12 protein-coding genes are annotated in these 17,944 nt (G+C 70.5%); 2 read left to right on the top strand and 10 right to left on the bottom strand.

The window, feature by feature from the left end; translation table 11 throughout:
* Positions 1-16 precede the first annotated feature (16 nt).
* The 10 genes from ACT3T9_RS05590 to ACT3T9_RS05635 form a co-directional block, all read right to left on the bottom strand.
* The gene (locus ACT3T9_RS05590) at positions 17-412 is read right to left on the bottom strand and encodes a cation:proton antiporter (RefSeq protein ID WP_441445377.1); all 396 of its coding nucleotides are present in this window, start codon (positions 410-412) and stop codon (positions 17-19) included.
* Positions 409-669 carry a monovalent cation/H+ antiporter complex subunit F gene (locus ACT3T9_RS05595; RefSeq protein ID WP_441445376.1) on the bottom strand — a complete coding sequence of 87 codons (261 nt, stop codon included), beginning with the start codon at positions 667-669 and terminating at the stop codon, positions 409-411. Before ACT3T9_RS05595 ends, ACT3T9_RS05590 begins: the two co-directional genes overlap by 4 nt.
* Positions 666-1,163, bottom strand: a complete 498-nt coding sequence (locus ACT3T9_RS05600; protein ID WP_441445375.1) for a Na+/H+ antiporter subunit E — start codon at positions 1,161-1,163, stop codon at positions 666-668. Before ACT3T9_RS05600 ends, ACT3T9_RS05595 begins: the two co-directional genes overlap by 4 nt.
* Positions 1,163-2,701: a monovalent cation/H+ antiporter subunit D family protein gene (locus ACT3T9_RS05605; protein WP_441445374.1), complete on the bottom strand. Its 1,539-nt coding sequence runs from the start codon at positions 2,699-2,701 to the stop codon at positions 1,163-1,165. The genes ACT3T9_RS05600 and ACT3T9_RS05605 overlap by 1 nt, the downstream gene beginning before the upstream one ends.
* Positions 2,698-3,030, bottom strand: coding sequence for a sodium:proton antiporter (locus ACT3T9_RS05610; protein WP_441445373.1), 333 nt, complete (start codon positions 3,028-3,030; stop codon positions 2,698-2,700). Before ACT3T9_RS05610 ends, ACT3T9_RS05605 begins: the two co-directional genes overlap by 4 nt.
* Positions 3,027-6,143: a DUF4040 family protein gene (locus ACT3T9_RS05615; RefSeq protein ID WP_441445372.1), complete on the bottom strand. Its 3,117-nt coding sequence runs from the start codon at positions 6,141-6,143 to the stop codon at positions 3,027-3,029. The genes ACT3T9_RS05610 and ACT3T9_RS05615 overlap by 4 nt, the downstream gene beginning before the upstream one ends.
* A 284-nt stretch (positions 6,144-6,427) precedes the next feature.
* On the bottom strand, positions 6,428-9,043 hold the full coding sequence (locus ACT3T9_RS05620) for an alkaline phosphatase PhoX (RefSeq protein ID WP_442331900.1): 2,616 nt from the start codon (positions 9,041-9,043) through the stop codon (positions 6,428-6,430).
* 212 nt (positions 9,044-9,255) lie between these two features.
* Positions 9,256-9,669, bottom strand: a complete 414-nt coding sequence (locus ACT3T9_RS05625) for a universal stress protein (RefSeq protein WP_441445370.1) — start codon at positions 9,667-9,669, stop codon at positions 9,256-9,258.
* Between the two features lie 152 nt (positions 9,670-9,821).
* Entirely contained in the window at positions 9,822-11,282 is a 1,461-nt protein-coding gene (locus ACT3T9_RS05630; RefSeq protein ID WP_442331899.1) for an APC family permease, read from the bottom strand.
* Positions 11,283-11,378: 96 nt separating this feature from the next.
* On the bottom strand, positions 11,379-13,055 hold the full coding sequence (locus tag ACT3T9_RS05635) for an LssY C-terminal domain-containing protein (RefSeq protein ID WP_444606117.1): 1,677 nt from the start codon (positions 13,053-13,055) through the stop codon (positions 11,379-11,381).
* Positions 13,056-13,110: 55 nt separating this feature from the next.
* On the opposite strand from ACT3T9_RS05635, the gene ACT3T9_RS05640 reads away from it, so the two are divergent.
* Complete coding sequence (locus tag ACT3T9_RS05640; protein ID WP_441445367.1) at positions 13,111-13,944, top strand: aldo/keto reductase; 834 nt, start codon at positions 13,111-13,113, stop codon at positions 13,942-13,944.
* 382 nt (positions 13,945-14,326) lie between these two features.
* Complete coding sequence (locus ACT3T9_RS05645; RefSeq protein WP_444598819.1) at positions 14,327-17,935, top strand: hypothetical protein; 3,609 nt, start codon at positions 14,327-14,329, stop codon at positions 17,933-17,935.
* Positions 17,936-17,944: the final 9 nt, after the last annotated feature.

Genomic DNA, 17,944 nt, shown 5'->3' on the forward strand with positions numbered 1-17,944 from the left:
ATCCACGTCCGCGGGCTCAGCGGTCGTCGTTGTGGGGCGTCTGCTCTCCCTCGCCCGGAGCCCGTTCGAGATCCTGCGGAGCGGTGCGCGGATCGACCGGGGACCCCGACAGATACGCGGCGCGTGAGAGCACGTTCGAGGCGACCGAGGAGACGATGATCAGGGCGATGACGGTGATGATCGTCTTGACCAGCATGTCTGCTGCGAATCCGTCGGTGCGGGTGTGCTGCAGGAATGCACCGACCACGATCATCGGCAGGCCCAGGCCCGTCGCCGGGGAGAGCACGTTGATCCGGGACAGCGAGTCCCGTGCCTGGAACATCGACAGTGCCGAGGTGAGCATCCAGAACCCGCCCCCGAGCAGTAGCACGGCGATCAGCACTGTCATCGCGATATCGAGCACGGCCATCATCGACGCCCCCTGGTGAGGATCCGCGCGAGCGCCACGGTGGCCAGGATCCCCAGCACCGAGGCGATGAGCGCTGCGTCCACTGCGGCCGCGGACTCCTTGAACAGGCCCACCAGGACGATCACGCCGATGGCGGAGAAGAAGACGAGGTCACCGACCACCGCGCGGCTGGCGGGATCGGGCGCGGTGGCGACCCGGAACAGGCCCACCAGGATCGTCGCCGCCAGCAGGACGACGGTCAGCCATAGAACCACGCTCATCGCTTCTCCTCCCGATCGGTGGAGCGCGATGGCCCCGGTGTCCTGCGCGCATCGCGCCCGTCGCCCTCATGGACGTGGCGTGCCATCCGACCGTCGGCATAGCGCTCGTCAGCGGTGCCGCCGCGCAGCGGCTGCAGGGTCGCATCCGCCCCGCCCCGGCCGCGGGTGGCGCGCAGCAGCCGGTCCTCCATCTCGCTGAGGTCGGCGAGGATCTGCTCGCGCGACTCGGCGAAGAGCGCGTGCACGAACAGGCTGGGCCCCTCCTCCAGGGTGCCGTGGGCTGTGCCGACCACGAGCGTGCCGGGAGTGATCGTGATCGAGGAGGCCATGGCGACAATCTCGACGTCGGTGGTGCAGCGCAGCGAGTACTCCACGATCGCGGGCGAGCTGCGGGTGGCCGGGCTGTAGACGCCGCGGGCGACGCCGAACGAGCCCTTGACGATCTCGACGAGGATCCAGAGCACGTAGCTCGCCGCGTACCACAGGCGCATCATCAGCTCTTCACCGCTTCCACGTAGGCGTCGACGTCGAGCAGACCGATCGCGGCCGTGTCGAAGACGGTCAGCAGCAGTCCGATGCCGACGAACATCGCGAGCGACAGCGCCATCATCACCGCGCCCGGCAGCGCGAGCCGCCACGGCACCCGCACCTCGGCCGGCAGCGGCACCTCGGCGCCGCGTCCGGTCTGCGCATCGTCGGGCCGGTAGGTGGTCATGTCATCTCCCCAGGCGATACGGCGCCACAGGCGCTGCAGTCCCAGCAGGGATCCCACGGAGGCTGCCAGCACCGCGAGGATCGCGGCCCAGCCGAGGACGACGTCCCCGGTCGATGCCTGCTCGGCGGAGGCCCCGAGCAGGCCGATCTTGCCCCACAGGCCCGACGTGGGCGGCAGCCCCACGAGGCTGAACAGGCCCAGGGCGAGGATCGCGATCACCCAGGGGTCGCGCCGGGCGAGTCCCGAGAGATGCTCGAGACGGCCGGATCCGTAGGTGTGCTCGATCGCCCCGGTGGTCAGCAGCAGCGCCGACATCGTCAGCACGTGGTGGACCAGGTAGAGCAGCCCCGCGGTGAGCGAGAGCTGGGTGAACAGCACCAGGCCCAGCAGGATGTGGCCGACTCCGGCCACCATCTGATGGCCCATCGCGGTGCGCAGGCGGGACGAGGCGGCGGTGGAGAACGCGCCGACGAGGATGGTCGTGATCACCAGGACGGCGAGCACCGCGAGGAACGGCATGCCCTCGGAGAACGTCACCGAGACGATGCGGTACATCGCGTACAGCGCCACCTTGGTGTGCAGCGCGGAGAACAGAGCCATGATCCCGCCCGAGGTCGCCGGGTAGGCGCGCGGCAGCCAGGAGTGCACGGGGACCATGCCGCCCTTGACCGCAAGGGCCAGCAGCACCACGGCGAGTGCGGCCGCGGTCATCGGGTCCTCGCTGCCGGCCCCGGCCAGCTCGGCGAGGTTCACGGTGCCCGCGGTCCCGTACACGAAGCCCACGCCGATCAGCAGCACGGTCGAGGTGAGCAGGTTGACCAGGACGAACAGCCGTCCGATGCCGAGTCGGCGCCAGGTGCCGGTCACGGCGATGAGCGCGTAGGAGGGCATCAGCATGACCTCGACCCACACGAACAGGTTGAACAGGTCGCCGGTGAGCAGCGCGCCGTTGACCCCGGCGGTCAGCAGCAGCACCAGCGGGGGCACGAAGCGGTAGCGAGACTCGCCCGTCATCAGCAGGAACGCGCTCGCGGCGAGCGTGGAGACTGCCGTGACCAGCAGCATCACGGCACTGGCCGAATCGGACACGAAGGGGATCGCCAGCACGTCGGAGAATCCGCCGACGGCGTGGGAGATCACCGGCACGCGCTGGTGGAACAGCAGGAGCCACACCGCTGCGGCGCCGAGCAGCACGGGGACCGCGAGCAGCAGCACGCGTTCGATCACAGGGCGCCGGAGGACCACCAGGATCGCGGCCCCCAGCAGGGGGACCACCACGAACAGCGGCAGCAGGGCGGGGTCGACGGCAGGGATCATTGGTCTCGGGACTCCCCGGTCGACGGGTGCTGGGCCATGTCGTCATCGCGTCCGATCACAGCCAGGGTCAGCATGAAGATGGTGACCGCCATGGTGATGACGATGGCCGTCAGGACGAAGGCCTGGGGCAGCGGATCTGCCATGTCGGCGCGGGATGAGATGTCGGTGAGCGGCTCGGCGCGCCATCCGGGGACCCCGGAGGCCAGCAGCACGAAGTTCGCCGCATGGCTGAGCAGGGTGATGCCGAAGACGGCGCGCACCATGTTGCGCTGGAGCAGCAGGTAGACACCGCCGGTCACGAGGACGGCCACGGTGAGGCTGAGGATCATCGGCGGCCGACCTCCTTCGGCTCGGTGCCGGTGTTGAGGTGCGCGGTGGCCACCCCGACCCGGCGGCGACGGGGAGCGGGCTCCCCACGGGTGGTCTCGAGCGGTCCGGGGAGCTCGCCCTCCACCGCCTCATCGGTGCGCTCGCGGGTGCCCTCGGCGGGCGGCGTGCCGCCCGTCGCGCTCGCTCCCAGCAGGTTCACCGCGATCATCACCAGTCCCAGCACGGCCAGGTAGACGCCGACGTCGAAGATCATCGAGGTGGTCAGGTGCACCCCCAGCACGTAGCCGTGCAGCGGCTCGAGGAAGCCGCCCTCGACGTACCCCATGAAGCCGGCGCCGAGCGCTGTGACGACGCCTCCGCCGATGAGGATCAGCGGCAGGCGGGGCGGGCCGATCTGACGGTCCCTCGAGGTGGACAGGTACAGCAGGGCCACGATCGCGGAGCCGACCAGGGCGGCGATGAAGCCGCCTCCCGGGGCGTTGTGACCGCGCAGGAACAGCACGGCCGAGATGAGCGCGAGGATCGGAGCGGTCACTCGCACCATGAGCTGCAGGGCTGCGGCGTTGCCCCAGGCGGAGCGGATCGCGCGATGCGCGGAGGTGCCCTCCTCTCGCAGGGCCGGACCGTGCTCGACCTCGTCGGCCGCTTCGGCGTCGGCGCTCTCCGAGGGGTCGATGAACCGGTGGCGCACGCTGGAGATCACCGCGACGATCGCGACGCCGGCCATCCCCAGCACGGACAGCTCGCCGAGGGTGTCCAGGGCACGGAACTCCACCAGGATCACGTTGACGATGTTGTGCCCGCCCGTGATCTCCTCGGCGTTCGCGATGTAGTACTCCGCGACGTCGCTGCGACCGCGCCGGCCCATGAACAGGAACATCCCGGCACCGCTCGCGAGGCCCACCAGCACGGCGACGGCCAGTGCACCGCGCCGGCGGGGACGCGAGGTGGCGAGGAAGTTCCGCGGCAGGCGCTGCAGGACGAGCATGATGATGATGATCGTCAGCGACTCGACCAGCAGCTGGGTCAGGGCGACGTCCGGGGCGCCCAGCACCAGGATCTGCACGGTGGCGAGGATTCCGATCGCGGAGAGCGTGACGGCGGCGCCGAGCCGGTCGTGGCGCGTGCACAGCGTGATGACGGCTGCGGTCATCAGCACCAGCAGGACGACGTCGAGGGGCTGGTTCATGCCCTCGGTCAACGGGGCGAGCCCGTCGCCCAGGACCGCCAGGGCGCCGAGGACGACGGCCGCGAAGGCGACCAGGATCGCGCCCAGGTGGCGCATCGGATCGTCCGAGGCGATTGGCCGCACCAGCACCCGCGCGACGCGTTCGGCCAGGGTGTCCACCGCGGTCAGGATGCGGGCGCCGTCGATCGGGAAGGGACGCGCCTCGAGCGCAGGCAGCAGGCGCCGACGGCCCAGGGCGAGCAGGGTGCCGGCCGCGATCACGGCCAGGGTGATGCCCAGCTCCGGGGTGAGGCCGTGCCACAGCGCGAGGTGGGGGTGGTGCTCGCCGCCGAGGGCCGCCTCCATCGCCCGGCCCACCGGGGTGTCCAGCACGCCGACGAAGAACGCGAGGGGCAGGCCCGCGAGGATCGGCAGCGCGGCCGGCCACAGCAGCAGCGCGCCGGGTCGGTGCGCGTCGGCCGGCCGGATGATCGCGCCCGCCGGGTCGGTGCCGCTCGGCGCGGTGCCTGCAGGCTCGGTGTCTGCCTGTGCAGAACCGGCATCGTCCCGAGCGGCGGCCGCCGCGGCGGCGTCGTCCCGCGCCAGCGCCGTCTCGTCGCGGCCGTCGATGAACGCGCCCAGCACGATCTTCGCGCAGTAGGCGAAGGTCAGGACGCTCGCACCGGCGATGCCGAGGGCGACCACCCAGCCCGTCCAGGCGGGGCCCTGGGTGGAGAGGGCTCCGGTCAGCAGCGACTCCTTGGAGGCGAAGCCGAGCATCGGGGGCAGTCCGGCCATGGACATGCAGCCCAGCAGGGTGATCACGAAGGAACCGGGCATCGCGCGGGCCAGGGCCGGCATCCGGCGCAGCTCCCGGGTGTGGACGGCGTGGTCGATCACCCCGACCATCATGAACAGCCCGGACTTGAACAGGGCGTGCGCGATGGTGTGGAGCACCGCCGCGAGGATCGCGGCGTCCGTGCCCACACCGATCAGGGTGACGATCAGGCCCAGCTGGCTGACCGTCGAATAGGCCATGAGCTTCTTGAGGTCGGGCTGCTGCAGGGCCAGGAATCCGCCGACGAAGGCGGTGACGAGACCGGCGGTGATCAGCAGGACGTTCCACGCGATCACGTCATGGAACGCCGGGCTGAAGCGCAGCAGCAGGAAGATGCCCGCCTTCACGACGGCGGCGGCGTGGAGGTAGGCGGAGACCGGGGTCGCCGCAGCCATGGCGTCGGGCAGCCACACATGGAAGGGGAACTGGGCCGACTTCGTGCACGCCGCGATCGCGACCAGCACGGCGACGAGGGTGGTGAACGCCGGGTCCGTCGACCAGACGTCGGCGGCGAGCACCTCGCTCACCGAGGAGGTGCCCAGGCGCAGGACCATCAGCGAGACCGCGGTCAGCAGCGCGAGGCCGCCGAGGAAGGTGATCAGCAGGGTGCGCATCGAGGCGGCCTGGCCCCCGCGGCCGGAGCGGGCGATCAGGAGGAAGGACGCGATCGAGGTCAGTTCCCAGGTCACGAACAGCAGCACGAGATCGTCGGCGAGGACCAGCCCCACCATCGACAGCGTGAACACGGCCATCACCAGGGAGAAGCTGAGCTGGCGGCCGGGGTCGAGGTAGCGGGCCGAGTACGCGAGCACCACGGCGCCGATGACCAGGGCGATCATCGCGAAGACGATGCCGATGCCGTCTGCCTTGAGGGCGAAGTCGATGCCCCATTGCCCGGCCCAGGGGACCGAGAAGGTGGTCAGCGAGTCATCGGAGGTCCCGCTGAGCACAGCGGCGGCCGCGGGGACCAGTGCCGCCGCGGCCACGAGGTAGAGCCCGGCGAGGATCCAGCAGGCGGACCGGCCGAAGGCCCGGTCCAGGACCGGGGTGAGCGCGACAGTCGCGACTAGGATCAGCAGGGTCCACAGCACCGACACCGTCAGCACCCCGGCCCGAAGCGGTCGGAGGCATCGTGGCGGGTCATGCTGGGGATCCTAGCGAGTTCTCCTGACCTCCCCAACTCGGTCCCGCTCCCCGTCCGCCGCCGGGCGATCGCGCGCACGCGCGAGAGAAATAAGCCTCAGCGGCCCGCCTCATGGTCATCGGCGCGGGCTTCGCGTGGTGAACGTCACCGCGGCTCCGATCCGTCCGGCGCGCTTCGTTGCTGCTCACCACGTTCACCAGAGCCAGATCTCCGGTGGCGACATGTCCCGCCCGCCGCCCGGGGTGATCAGTCGGCCTGGCTCATGAACGCGATGCCCTGCTCCTCCTCGAGACGGTGCAGGAAGGCCGCGGTGGCGTCGCGGTTCATCGGGGACAGCGGGCGATAGGTGCCGTCCCACCAGCCCTTGGTGATGCCCTCCTCCTGCAGCCAGGCGATCTCGGCCGCGTACTGGCTGCTCTCCGGGACGTCCTTGAAGGGACGCTCGGTGGGCCGGGGCACATCGGGCGAGCCGGCGTAGCGGTACACGAACGCGGCCATGGCGTCACGCGCGATGGGCTGCGTGGGGCGGAACGTGCGATCGGACCAGCCGGTCGTGATGCCCTGCTGGAAGGCCCAGATGATCTCCGTGTAGTGGGCCTGGCCCTTCCTGACGTCCGTGAAGGGCTCGCTGCGGGGGAGGTCCACCTCGGGCGATCCCGCCAGGCGGTAGAGGAAGGCGGCCATCGCGTCACGGTTGACCGGCTGCAGCGGGCGGAAGGTGGCGGTGCCGTCCGCCTCCGTCCAGCCCTTGGCGATGCCGTTCTCGAAGGCCCACAGCACCGACTCGTAGTGCTCATCGCCGGGACCCATGTCGGTGAAGGGATGCTCGGGCTCCTGGACCGTCGGCAGCACCTGGACGACGGCGGGCTTCGGGCCGGTGCCGTCGAAGTCGGGGAAGAACGAGGTGTGGGCGCCGTACTCGCCGTTCTCCCCCGGGTGCTGCACCGCCACGAAGGCGGTGCGATCCTGGTCGCGGATCACGGGACCGCAGGTCTCGGCGTCGCGGGGGACGGCGAGGAACTGCTCGACCCGGCCCCGGGACTCCCCCTCGAGGGTGACGCGGAACAGGCCGTCGTTCTTGCCGATGCTGCCGGGCTGGCCGTCGGTGGAGATCCACAGGTTCCCCACCGAGTCGAAGGCGAGGTTGTCCGGGCAGGAGATCGGTGAGACCTGGTCCCGGGGGAAGCCCGAGAAGTAGGTGGTGTCGATCTGCTCGGGATCGCCGCACAGCAGCAGGATCTTCCAGCCGAACTCGGTGCTGGTGGGATCGCCCAGCTCGTCCATCTCGATGACATGGCCGTCTCGGTTGTTCGAGCGCGGGTTCATCTCGTCGGCCGGGGCCTCGCCCTCGCCGCCGCGGTCGGAGTTCTTGGTCAGGGCGACGTAGACCAGGCCGGTGGTCGGCGAGGGCTCGACATCCTCCGGGCGGTCCATCTTGGTGGCGCCGACCTTGTCCGCCGCGAGACGGGTGAAGACCAGCACCTCCTCGACGCTCATGTCCTCGACCTGCGACTCGCCGTCCTGGACCAGCGGGATCCAGCTGCCGCCGCCGTCGAAGGCGCCGTCGGCGGGGAGATCGCCGGAGCCGTCGATCTCCTCCGGCGAGGTGGCGGTGAAGGCGGCGACGTAGAGGTCGCCCTCGGACAGCAGGGTCATGTTGTGTGCGCGGTCGCCCTCGACGTAGGTGTCGCGGGAGACGAACTTGTACAGATAGTCGAAGACCTCGTCGTCGCCGGAGTAGGCGACCGCGCGGCCGTCCTCGGCGATGCGGACGTTCGCGCCCTCGTGCTTGAAGCGGCCCAGGGCCGAGTGCTTCTTCGGTGTGGAGGTGGGGTCCCAGGGGTCGACCTCGACGATCCAGCCGTAGCGGTTCGCCTCGTTCTCGTAGCCCTCGATGCGGGTGTCGAAGCGGGGGTGGCGGGTCTCCCACTTGCGCTGGGTGGCCTCGGTGCCGATGCCGTAGCGCTGATCGGTCTCGCTGCCGGGGGTGACGAAGTACTGGTGGAAGTTCTCCTCGCCGGTGAGCAGAGTGCCCCACGGGGTCAGGCCGCCGGCGCAGTTGTTGAGCGTGCCCTTGACCAGGGTGCCGGTGGGGTCGTCCTGGGTGACCAGCAGCTCGGAGCCGGCGGCGGCGCCGGTCATCTCGAAGTCGTCGTCGAAGGTGAGGCGGCGGTTCAGCTCCCCGTCGATGACGTAGGTGTAGGGCGCCTTGCGGCTCTCCCGTTCGAGCTCGACCACGGTCAGCCCGTGGGCTGCCATGCCGATCTCGATCATGTCCTCCTCGGAGGTGCCTGCGGGGAACATGATGTTCTCGTTCGTGTACTCGTGGTTCACGAACATCACCGCGCGCAGGCCGTCCGAGCCCGGGATCTCCTGGATCTCGGTGTAGTCGTTGTTGTAGCCGAACTGACGCTTCTGCGCCTCAGCGCTCTGGGCATCCCAGTCGAAGGCGGGCGCGTCGGAGAACAGCGGATCTCCCCAGCGGATGACGGGGTGCCACTCGAAGCCCTCGGGAACCGTGAACTCGTCGACATCGGAGGCGACGGACTCGATCGCGGTGAAGTCCAGCGGGGTTCCGCCCGGGGCCAGCGCAGGGGCAGTGCCGAGTGCGGGGGCGGCGCCCTGCGGAGCGGCGAGGGCTCCCTGGGTGCCGGCGACGCCGATGGCGATCGCGGCGGTGGTCCCGCCGAGCATCGCGCGACGCGAGATCGCGGAGGAGACGATGTCGCGGAAGCTCGGGTTGTCGCTGTGGTTGCACGGGCCGAGTGCGCACTGGTTGCCGCACTTCAGCGCACAGGTCACCGGCGAGCGTTTGCCCCGGACATGATCCTTCATGAGCAGCGGGAGGTCGATGAGAGCCATCAGGAGGTCCTTTGCTGTCGATCGTTCGCTCACCGCCAGCGGGCGGCGAGCAGGGTCGACGATGCGACAGCAAAGTGAGGGACGGTTCACGAGTCCACGACGCCAGAGTGAACTCTGGGCTCACAGCAGACGACGCCGGTGCTGGCCCGGCAGTGCGTCACGAGTGCGTCAGAAGCGCGTCAGAAGCACGTCGGCGGCGCGCCGGGAGCCCCTCAGAAGCGGGACGGTGCGACGAACCCCTCGGGTTTGACCAGCACCACGGGCACCGGGGATTCGATCGCGACCCGCTGGGAGGTGGAGCCCAGCAGGATCTTCCCGATCGGGGTGCGCCGGCGGATCCCGAGCACCACCAGGATCACGCTGTCGTGCTCGATCGCGTCGAGGATGTCATCGGCCGGATCGTCACGCTTGGGGACGGTGCGCAGCTCGTACTCCAGGCCGGTCTCCGCCAGGCGCTCGTCGAGCGGGCGCTGATCCGTGACGCCACGGGCCTTGCGGGGGTCCGGGGCCCGCTCGGAGGCGAGCACCAGCAGCGAGGCGTCGCGTCGCTTCGCCTCCTGAACGGCATAGGCGAGCGCGGCCTCGCTGGTGGCACTGGGAACGTAGGCCAGCAGGATGGTGGTCATGGATTCTCCCTCGGGGGAAACAGGGTCGGGCGGGCGGGTGTGAGAGCCGGGCGGGCGGGTGTGAGAGCCGGGCGGGCGGGTGTGAGAGCCGGGCGGGCGGGTGTGAGAGCCGGGCGGGCGGGTGTGAGAGCCGGGCGGGCAGGCCGACCGGGTCAGGGTTTCCCGATGTCATCGGGCTGGTGGAAGCGGGTGCGGCGGGCCCTGACTGCGCTGTTGTAGAACCAGGTGACGATGTACAGCAGCAACCCGATCGCGAGCAGACCACCTGCGATGACGTAGTTCTGCAGGGGCTGCGCGAGCGGGGTCACCAGAGCGAAGGAGGTGATCGCGCCGACGATCGGGAGCACCGTGGGGGTGCGGAAATGAGGCACTCCGACCTTGTCCTTGCGCAGCACCAGCACGGAGATGTTGACCATCCCGAAGACCGTCAGCAGCAGCAGCGCGGTGGTGCCGCCGAGAGCTGCGATCGTCTCCTCGGCGAGCACATAGCGCACCGAGAGCACCAGGGCGAAGGCGAGCACGGTGGAGAAGATGATGCCGGCCCAGGGAGTGCGGCGGCCGCGCAGGACGCCCTTGAGGAAGCCGGGCAGCACGCCCTGCTTCGACATGCCGTAGAGCAGGCGCGAGGCCATCATCATGTTGATCAGCACGGTGTTGGCGACCGCGAAGATCGAGATGAATGCGAAGATCGTGTCGATCGGGATGCCGGGGGCACCCACCTCGACCACCGTCAGCAGCGGGGTGCTCGCCTCGGTGAGCTGACCGATCGGGACCACGGCCACGGCGATCACGGAGATCAGCACGTAGACCAGCCCGGTGATGGAGAGGCCGCCGATCAGGGCCTTCGGGAAGTTCTTCACCGGATCGACGGTCTCTTCGGCCATGTTCACCGAGTCCTCGAAGCCCACCATCGAGAAGAACGCGAGCGCCGTCGCGCCGATGATCGCCATGAACAGGCTCTTGTCCCCCGCCGTCTCGAACAGGATCACGCGGGAGAAGTCCGCCTTGCCCTGGCCGATCGCGAAGAATCCCACCAGCACCACGAGCATCAGGCCGGTCAGCTCGATGAGGGTGAGCACCACGTTGGCCTTCACCGACTCCGAGACGCCGTACATGTTGATGCAGGCGACCAGGGCCAGGAACACCAGCGCGATGATCGTGGCCGTCCCGAAGGAGGCATCGCCCAGGCTCTCCTCCAGCTGGAAGGCCTTCAGCACGTTCTCTGCCAGGAAGATGGAGCTGGTCGACGCCGAGGTGATGCCCGAGGAGAGCACCGCGAAGGTCACCATGAAGGTGACGAAGTGGATGCCGAAGGCCTTGTGCACGTACAGCGCCGCCCCGGCCGCCTGCGGGTACTTGGTGACCATCTCGACGTAGGACAGCGCCGAGACCATCGCGACGGCGAAGGCGATGATGATCGGCAGCCAGCCGGCGCCGCCGACCTCGCCCGCGACCTTGCCGGTCAGTGCGTACACGCCGGTGCCGAGGATGTCGCCGACGATGAACAGCAGCAGCAGCTTGGGCGTGATCGCCTTCTTCAGCTCCGGCTGGTCGGTGCTCGGGCCGCCGGCGTCGGCGGCCGGTTCGGGGGCGGTCGGGCTCGACTCGCTCATGGGGTCCTCCAGGGGAGAGTGCGGAGCCGGCGGCGGGGACGCCCGGGGCCGACGGATGGCCCGGACGGGGGAACCCCGCACGACGGTGCACGCACTCTACTCCTGGGTGACCGTGCTCACAGTCGGGGGATCGCCGGCACCGACCAGCGTCTCCGACGTCCGCTCGTCGGTCTCCTCGTCGGCCTCATCGGCCTCGGAGCTGTGGGAGTCCAGGCGCAGGGTCTGCACCCACTGGCGCGAGGCGTCGGAGCTGATCGCCATCACGCCCAGGGCGGAGGCTCCCGCCCCCACCAGCAGCGCATGGGAGACCTCGCCGCTCATCGACGTGGCCACGGCCAGACGCGCGAAGGCATCGGCGGTGAACAGCGCCATCAGCGCGATGCGTGCCCAGCGGCTGCGGCGCAGCACCCCGATCTGGAGCACCAGCAGGCCGGCCGCGAACGCGGTGGCGAGAGCGATCTCCTCCGCGGCCGGCAGCACCAGCGCCAGATCCCGGAACAGGGCCGGCAGATCCGTGCCGGTGAGCATCGACACCCACTGCACCCCCACCAGCACCGCCTGCAGCAGCACCAGCAGGCCCGTGAAGACCACGGTGGGCGGCGGCAGATGGTGATCGGAGGCGCGGGCGATGACCTCGTGGAAGTCGTCGACCGTCTCCTGCCACTGGGCGGTCAGCTCGTCGGCGACGTCGGTGCGCCTGCCCGCCGGTGCCCCCAGGCGGGCCGCGGCCAGAGCCGACTGGGTCGCGGCGCGGGCACGGGACTTCATCACCGAGGTGCCGGTGGGCCGGTGGCGGGCCAGCATCATGGCGCTCGCCCCGTCGGAGCGCGCGGCCGCGCCCCCCACGTCGAGCACCGGCAGGTCGCCGTCGGTGCGGATCCGGTCCCCCTGCCCGTTGCGGTGGTGATAGGCGGCGGAGAACTCCTCGATCACCTCCACCTCGATCTGCGGATCCGCGAAGCGCACCGTGTCGACGACGTAGTCGCGCTCGACGTCGATGTTCTCGTCGATGCGGTGAGTGATCTGCAGGGTGAAGAAGGAGAAGCCCACGGCACGGTCGTAGGTGCCTGCGGCGAGCCAGTCCGCGCGGTACCCGCCCGGCAGCACGAAGTCCTTCGGCATCCGCCAGAAGCGCACGTGATGGCGCTTGGTGGTGGTGCCGCCCACCTCCTGCTGATACGTGAAGTCGTGACGCCGGCCCATCAGGTACAGGTCCGAGACGGGCGCGGCCGGATAGGAGCGGCGCAGCAGCGTCGAGCGCACCATCGACCAGGCCGAGGAGAGGGTCCGCTCCTCGGCGAGCACCCAGCCTGCCCGGCGCATCGCCACGTGCAGGTCCCGCTCGGAGCCGTCGAAGGCCAGATTGATCGGGTCCGAGAGCACCCCCTCGGTGGTGCGGGTGCGGCCGAAGAAGTAGTCCGGCAGGTAGATCCACGTCATCAGCTGATGCAGGCGCGGCAGCGTGATGTAGGTCAGCAGCACCCAGAACCCCAGCAGGTACAGCAGCCGCACTGGGGTCAGGGAGACGCCCTCGACCAGGTACAGCAGCGCCAGCCACAGGGACACCACCACGCCCGCGGCGATGAACAGGTTGTCCAGCAGCGCGTACAGCTCGAACCGGGGACCGGCCGGGGTGTGCCCTCGCGGATGGTCGTAGACGGGGGGCTCCCGCGGGACCGGACGGTCCAGCGGGATCAGGCGCGAGGCGCGCGCCGGGGTCATCGGGGCGCACCGGTCCGCGTCGGCGTCCACGGGGCGGTCGCTGTGCTCCACGAGCTCATGGGCCCATCGTAAGGTTGAGCGGTCCGCGACTTCCCAGGAGGAACCCATGACCATCGCCTCGCTGCCGTTCCACGACGGCCACTCGATCCCCCAGCTCGGCTACGGCGTGTTCAAGGTCGATCCGGACATCGCGGCCGACGTCACCGCGCAGGCCCTGACCGCCGGGTACCGCCACATCGACACCGCCCGGGCGTACGACAACGAGGAGGGCGTGGGCCGCGCCGTCGCCGAGTCCGGGATCGCCCGTGAGGACCTGTTCATCACCACCAAGCTGTGGAACGACTCCCACGCCTACGACGACGCGATCGCGGCCTGCGAGGCCTCGCTCGAGCGGCTCGGCCTCGACTACCTCGACCTCTACCTGGTGCACTGGGCCGTGCCCGCGCAGGGCCGGTACGTCGAGGCGTGGAAGGCGCTGATCGCGCTGAAGGAGCGCGGCCTGGTGCGCTCGATCGGCGTCTCCAACCATCCTCGCCCGCAGCTCGAGGAGATCATCGAGGCGACCGGCGTGGTCCCCGCGATCCACCAGATCGAGCTGCACCCCTACTTCCAGCAGCGAGACCTGCGCGCGCTGCACGCCGAGCACGGCATCCTCACCCAGGGCTGGGGGCCGCTCGGCCAGGGCAAGTCCGATCTGCTCGAGAACGAGACGATCACCTCGATCGCCGCCGCGCACGGCGTGACACCCGCACAGGCGGTGCTGGCCTGGCATCTCGCGCACGGCTTCGTGACCATCCCGAAGTCGGTCACGCCGTCCCGCATCGTGGAGAACCTCGCCGCGGCGCAGGTGGACCTCAGCGCCGACGAGGTCGCCGCGATCGACGCGCTCGACCGCGAGGACGGCCGCGGCGGCGCGGACCCGGCCACCAAGACCGCCTGAGGCCCGGCGGGACGGGGGTGCCTGGGCGCCTCCCCCGCGCTGGCCTTCCCCGAAGTGACCACGCCCGCTGCGGCCTCCCCCTAGGTGACCGAACAGTAGCTGGCGGATGAGCGCACGCTCTTCGTATATAGGAAGAGCGTGCGCCTATCCGCCACCTCCCGGGATCGTCCCGGCCCCCGGCTCCCCGGCGCAGGGACCCAGCGGGACGCGGCGCGGCGGGGGCCCGGCCGGCGCGCGGCGGGGGCCCGGCCGGCGCGCGGCGCGGGGCGCGGGCTCGCACGTGACCGGCCCAGCTCCCGCGTCGCTCGCCGCCGGATCCTGACGTGGCCTGCGCCTCGGCTACAGTGAGCCGAGTTCGGAGTCGATATGAGGGGGAAGCGTCGTGGACGGGGTCGAAGCAGGCCAGGGCAGGGGCAGGCCGCGGCGCACGGCTCTGATCATCACGGCGGCGGTCGCGGCCCTCGCACTGGTGATCGGCGCGGTCGTCGTGGGGGTGCCGTGGCTGCGTCAGTCGGACGCCGCCGCGGACATGGGCGCCACTGAGATCTCCGGGGCCGATCCCTCCGATTCCGACGGCTCCTCCGGCACCGGCTCGCCCGGCACCGGCTCGTCCGGCATCGAGTCCTCCGGCATCGAGCAGGAGCTCGCCGCCGGCACCACCGAGGTGCGGGTCGCCGAGGCGGGCGTGGACCGCACCGCCCTCGCCCGCATCACCATCGACCCCGCCGAGGACGTCGTGCTCTCGGAGCGGGGCTCCGCCGTGCTCACCGCTGCGGGCGGGACCGGTCCGCTCTCCGCCACGTCCTTCGTCGCGGTGAGGGACGGTGTCATCACCGTGGAGTCCTCCTCCCCCGTCGCGGTGCACCTCGAGGTCCTGGCGCTCTTCGACGGCGGCGCCGAGACGGCCGGATCGCTGCGGCTGCTGCCCGCGGCCGTGCAGGTCGTGAGCACGGAGGCCGGGATCGGCACGGATGACCTCACCGCTGCGCAGGACGTCTACGTGGGCGGCTTCGCCGTGCCCCAGGGCACGCCCCATGCCCTGGCCCGGATCACCGCCACCTTCGCGGCGCCGACGGCCGTGACGCTCTCCGATCAGGTGCTGCACTTCCCTCAGGGCAGCTCGACCACCACCACGGTGCTCAGCACCGTCGACGATGCCGTCAGCCTCTCCGCCGCGAGCCCCGGGGACCTCGAGATCGATGTGATCGGCTATGTGACCGCCGCCGACGCCACGGCTCCTCCCGGTGCCGAGGTCGACTCCACGACGGCCGGTGCCGTGATGGGAGTGTCCTCGCAGGCTCCGCAGCAGCTCGAGTTCACCGGCGGCACTCCTGCGCAGGCGGATCTCGGTGCTGTGCACGCCACCGCCGTGATCGGCCTGCTCTCCCCGGGATCCGGCAGCGCCGGCACCATCACCAGCACCTATGACGACAACGCCCGCCACCGCGGCACGGCCGTGACCGCGGATGCCGAGCGCGCCGGCGAGCTGGTGATCGTCTCCGCGGAGGACCCTCAGCTCACCGCCGACGTGGACGCGCAGGCGGAGTTCCTGCCCGTCGCGATCGTGCAGCCGCAGGAGGTCGACCGCGGCGAGGACGTCACCGTGACGATGGACTCCTTCCCCGGCGGCGCGATCGATGCCGAGCACGGGATCGTCCGCATCGAGGGGACGTTCCGTGCACCCCACCGGATCGCCTCGATCGCCGTGGCGGTGAACGGCGAGGAGGTCACGCCGAGCGCGCCGCTCCGCCTCGATGGGAACGGCGGCACCTGGCACCAGGACATCATCCCCGCGCAGAGCGGTCCGTTGGAGATCACGGTCACCGCGACCGACGTCGGCGGCGCCACGGCGACCGCGACCTGGGACGGCACCGTGACCGTCCCGTCGGACGACGCCCTGGTCCTCTCCCCGCAGGCGCAGATCCTCACCCCCGAGGCCACGGCCGGGATGACGCAGGAGAGCGCGGCGGTCCTCTCCTCCGCGGAGGCACCCGGCTACGGGATCGGCGACGTGATCGTCGCAGGTGCCTCCGACGGTCTCCCCGGCGGCACGCTCGGGCAGGTGCTCGCGCTCCGCTACGAGCAGGGCCGCTGGCTCACGATCCTCGGGCCCGCCACCTTGGGCAACGTGATCCTGCAGGGTGAGTTCGACGAGGTCCTCGACCGTGGGGACTCGGACGAGATCGTGCAGCGAGGCACCGACGGTGCTGAGCAGCCCCTCACCACCCCGGCCCCCGGTGCCGTCCCCGTCGGCCCCGTCGGCGGGATAGGCGGTGTCGGTGCCGGGGCGACGGTCCCCGCCGGTGTGACGGGCGCCGGCCCCGTCGACCCGGCGTTCCCGGGCATCGCGCCCGCCCGGCCGACCTTCCCGCGCATGGACGGTTCGGCCGGGGAGCCGCGGGAGATCGCGACCGACGAGACCTACGGCCTGCTCGCGCACAGCTGCGACGAGGAGCTCGAATCGATCCCGCTGGCTGCCGAGGAGGGCAAGGGCACCTCGTCGGACGGACTGTGGTCGCTGAGCGGTTCGGCGGAGCTCGACCTCTCCGTGACGTGCGAGGCGAAGCTGGGGGTGCGAATCGCGTACAGCGCCGAGTACAAGCCCGAGGGCGCGATCGCCGTGGGTCTCGACGCGGTCCACTTCCTGAACACGATCCAGGTCCTCGAGGACGACGCCACGGAGCAGATCGGCGGGGTGCTGACCACGGCCGGCTCCCTGTTCGAGAGCGACTGGACGATGAGCACCTCCCTCCTGGGCTCGGCGGAGATGTCCGTCGGGCTCAGCGGCAGCGCGAAAGGCGACATCTCCACGGTCGACGACGAGTTCGACGCGCACCTCCCGCTCGCCCGGACCACGTTCTTCCTCGGACCGGTCCCCGTCACCCTCGACGGGGACGTCACCCTCACCCCCCGCATCTCACTCAACGCGACCGGTGAGTTCGACCTGACCAGCACGTTCTCCGGATCCGTGGAGGGTGGCCTCACCCTGCAGCGCAGCACCGGGATCACGCCGCTGTCCGCGCTGGACACCGGTCTGGCCACGACGATGTCCGGGACGGCGAGCGCGACGGCCACCGCGTCCCTCGCCGTGGAGCCGACCCTGACCCTGTACAAGACGATCTCGCTCGGGTATTCCGCGACTCCCACGGCGGAGGCGACGGCCGAGGGCGAGTTCTCGGCATCGGACGGCAGCTCCTTCTCCCTCGCCGATCCGGACGCCACAGCCGGGAAGGCCGCCGACGACGACCTCACACTGACCACGAAGGGTCGGCGCTACCTCGGCCTCGAGGGCTCCTTCACGGTCGGGCTCGACCTCGAGCGCGAGCTGGCGGTGTTCCCCGGCGTGCTCACGGCGCTCGAGACCGCGGGTGTGCCGCTCGAGGTCACTGTGGTCGACGAGACCTTCTCCACCGAGACCGTCGCGGAGACGATCCTGTGGGAGTACTCCTACCCGGAGGATCTGGACCCGGAGACCTACGAGCCGGAGATCCCCGAGCCGGACTTCAGCGATGACGGCGCCGAGATGCTCGCCGAGCTCGAGGGGAAGACCTTCGTGTTCTCCTCCGGTGCGGGCGCCTGGGGGACGAGCTACGAGATGGGCGCCGACGGCACCTTCACCGGGACCTACCATGACTCCGAGATGGGCGCGGGCGTCCGGTTCGTGGCCGAGTTCGAGGGCCGTTTCGAGGTCGGTGAACAGATCGACGAGACCACCTATGCGCTGGAGCTGGCAGAGTTCACGCGCACCTCGCCGGCGAGCGGCACGGAGGACGCCGACGGGATCACGATCGAGTACCGGGACTCGGTGTACGGATTCGACCAGTGCCGTGACTTCCGCCTGCTGCTGCCCGACACGCCCACGAGCAGCCTGAACGAAGGCCAGAAGCTGTGGGCGGGCGGGCACTCCACGGACTCGACGCTGCGGGTCTTCGCCGTCACCTGCCACGAAGAAGACCGGCAGGAGGACATCCTGCACAACGAGATGGTCTGAACGCCACCG

The organism is Brachybacterium sp. AOP29-B2-41, from assembly GCF_052378395.1.
In the GTDB taxonomy this organism is placed as follows: domain Bacteria; phylum Actinomycetota; class Actinomycetes; order Actinomycetales; family Dermabacteraceae; genus Brachybacterium.